General features: G+C 71.6%; 2 protein-coding genes. One reads left to right on the forward strand and one right to left on the reverse strand.

Annotation, left to right across the window (positions count from 1 at the left end; translation table 11 throughout):
• On the reverse strand, positions 1 to 1615 hold a 1615-nt coding region (locus tag G6023_RS14430; protein WP_182636155.1), incomplete at its 3' end, for a TPM domain-containing protein.
• A gap of 68 nt (positions 1616 to 1683) precedes the next feature.
• On the opposite strand from G6023_RS14430, the gene dnaG reads away from it, so the two are divergent.
• Positions 1684 to 2793, forward strand: a 1110-nt coding sequence (dnaG, locus tag G6023_RS14435) for a DNA primase (RefSeq protein ID WP_182636158.1), incomplete at its 3' end; no start/stop codon positions are given.

The following is a 2793-nucleotide window of genomic DNA, read 5'->3' on the forward strand; positions in this document are numbered from 1 at the left end:
CCCGGGCGCGGTTGGCGGCCTCGGCCTCGTGCCCGGCGGCGGCCAGGGCCTCGTCGAGGTCGCGGTCCACGTCGATGAGGTGGGAGAACGTCCCCAGCGGATCGGTCTCACCGTCGCGGCGGGCCGCGTCGACGGCCTCGCGCGCGGCGGCGGCCACCTGCGTGAGGGTCTGGCTGGAGGTGTCACTGACGTCGGTCGACGCCAGCAGCCGCGAGGCCATGGTCAGTTCCTCCTCGACCTCCTCGATCAGCGGGTCGAGGTCGCGGCGCGCGGTCGCGATGTCGTCGGCGGCGTGTTCGACGCCGTTGACCAGCTTCTCGGCCCGGGACAGCTCGCCTTCGGCGGAGGTGATGGCGTCCACGGCCTCGCCCTGTTCGCCCACCGGCCGGGCCAGTGCCGCGCGGGCGCGTACGGTCTCGCCCTCCGCGGCGTCGAGCAGCTCCCCGGCCAGCGAGAGGTTGTCGGAGATGGAGGAGAGCACGGCCGACGGGAACCGCTCGCGCAGGTCCGCCATGGTCTTCTCGGCCTCGGGGAGCCGGGCGCGCAGGGAGACCGCGCGGCGGGTGAGCGTGTCGACGGAGGCCGCGCCGTTGATGAGCAGGTCGCGCATCTCAGCGAAGGCCGTGGCCTGTCCCTCGAGGCCGCGTTCGGCGCGTTCGGCGCGGGCGGCCACCTCGAGCAGCATGGCCTTGCGCTGGTCGGGCGTCTCGGGGATGTCGTCATCGAGCCGCTGGACCAGTGCGTGCGCGGCGGCGACCTCGGCCCGTGCCGAGTCGAGCGCGGAGAGGAACGGCCGGGTGCGCAGCTCGCCGAACTCGCCTGCGGCGGTCTCGAGGGCGTCCGTGGAGGCGTCCACCGACTGGTCGGCATCGGCCAACCCGGAGCGGGCGCGCGCGTCGAGGACCTCCACCGGGAGGGCGGACATCCGGGCGGTGTCGTCGCCGGGGATGTCGCGGGCGTCCTCGGCCTGCCTTGCCGTCCGCGTGGCGCGGCGCCGGCGGGCGAACAGGACCACGGCCGCGACGAGGGCGATGATCACCACGATGATGGCCAGGATGGCGAACGGCGAGATCTCCGAGCCGGATCCCTGGCGTTCGAGCCCGTCGGCCGCGCCGGTGACGGCGCCGGCCCAGTCGCCGGTGGCAAGGCGCGGTTCGATGTCGCGGTCGGCGATCTCTTGCGCGGTCAGCTGATCGGCAGTGGGCGAGGCCTCGGGGTCGTTGAACTCGAACCAGTACCTGCCCTCGTCCACGGCCACCACGAGCAGCGCGTCGGACGCGCCCAGGTCGGACAGTTCCCGGGTCTGCTGCGTCCACTGCTCGACCGGGATGCCGTCGAGGGTGTCGACGAACGTCACCCACAGCTGAATCTGGTCGGACGAGCGCAGTTCGGCCAGTCGGCTCTCCACCTCGCTGGTGTCACCGCCGAGGACCCCCGCGGAGTCGGTGAGCTGCTGCTGCAGGTTCGACGGGGGCTCGGCCGAGGCGCCGGGGGCGGCCCACACCAGCGCGCAGGCCAGGAACGCGACCACCGTCGCGAGCGCTGTCACCGGGGCCTGGCTGAACCGGGAACGGGGTCGCCGGGCGGCGGCGGGCGGGAGTTGGGCGGCGATCATGGCCCCAGCGTATCGGCCCCGAACAGGGGGCACGCCGGTCCTCGCCGGAGGCGGCTACTCTGGGCGTCATGGCAGGGCGGATTCCGGAGCAGGACATCGCCGCGATCCGCGAACGCACCCGTATCGAGGAGATCGTCGGCGAGTACGTCGCGCTCAAACCAGGTGGCGCGGACTCGCTCAAGGGGCTGTCCCCGTTCAAGGACGAGAAGACCCCCTCGTTCCACGTGCGTCCGCAGCACGGCTACTTCCACTGTTTCTCCACGGGTGAGGGCGGCGACGTCTTCGCGTTCCTCATGAAGATGGAGCACATCAGCTTCGTCGAGGCGGTGGAGCAGCTGGCCGACCGGCTGGGCTACCGCATCTCCTACGAGGGTGGCGGTCAGGTCATCCAGCGCGATCGCGGCACGCGGTCCCGGCTGGCACAGGCCAACGCGGCCGCGCAGAAGTTCTACGCCGAGCGACTGGCGCAGGATCCCGAGGCGGAGACGGCGCGCACCTTCCTCACCGACCGCGGGTTCGACATGGCCCAGGCCCAGCACTTCGGCTGTGGGTACGCGCCCGCCGGCTGGGACACCATGAGCAAGCACCTCATGCGCCAGGGGTTCGAGCCCAAGGAGCTGGAGGCGGCCGGGCTGTCCAAGACGAGCTCGCGCGGCACCCTCATCGACCGTTTCCACCGCCGGTTGCTGTGGCCCATCCGCAATCTCGGCGGCGAGGTGATCGGGTTCGGCGCGCGCAAGCTGTTCGAGGACGACACGCTGGGCAAGTACATGAACACGCCCGAGACGATGCTCTACAAGAAGTCCCAGGTGTTGTTCGGTCTGGACCTGTCCAAGCGGGAGATCGCCTCGCAGCGTCGCGCGGTCGTGGTCGAGGGCTACACCGACGTCATGGCCATGCACGCGGCCGGCGTCACGACGGCGGTGGCCGCGTGTGGCACCGCGTTCGGCGAGGACCACCTGTCCACGCTGCGGCGCCTGATGTTGGACGACAACTACTTCCGCGGCGAGATCATCTACACCTTCGACGGCGACGAGGCGGGCAAGAAGGCCGCGCTCCGGGCGTTCTCGGGGGATCAGCAGTTCTCCGGCCGGACGTTCGTGGCGGTGGCCCCGCCGGGGACGGATCCGTGCGACCTGCGTCAGAACAAGGGCGACGCCGCGGTGCGGGATCTCGTG

The sequence above is a fragment of the Dietzia sp. DQ11-71 genome, from assembly GCF_014144995.1.
GTDB lineage: Bacteria > Actinomycetota > Actinomycetes > Mycobacteriales > Mycobacteriaceae > Dietzia > Dietzia kunjamensis.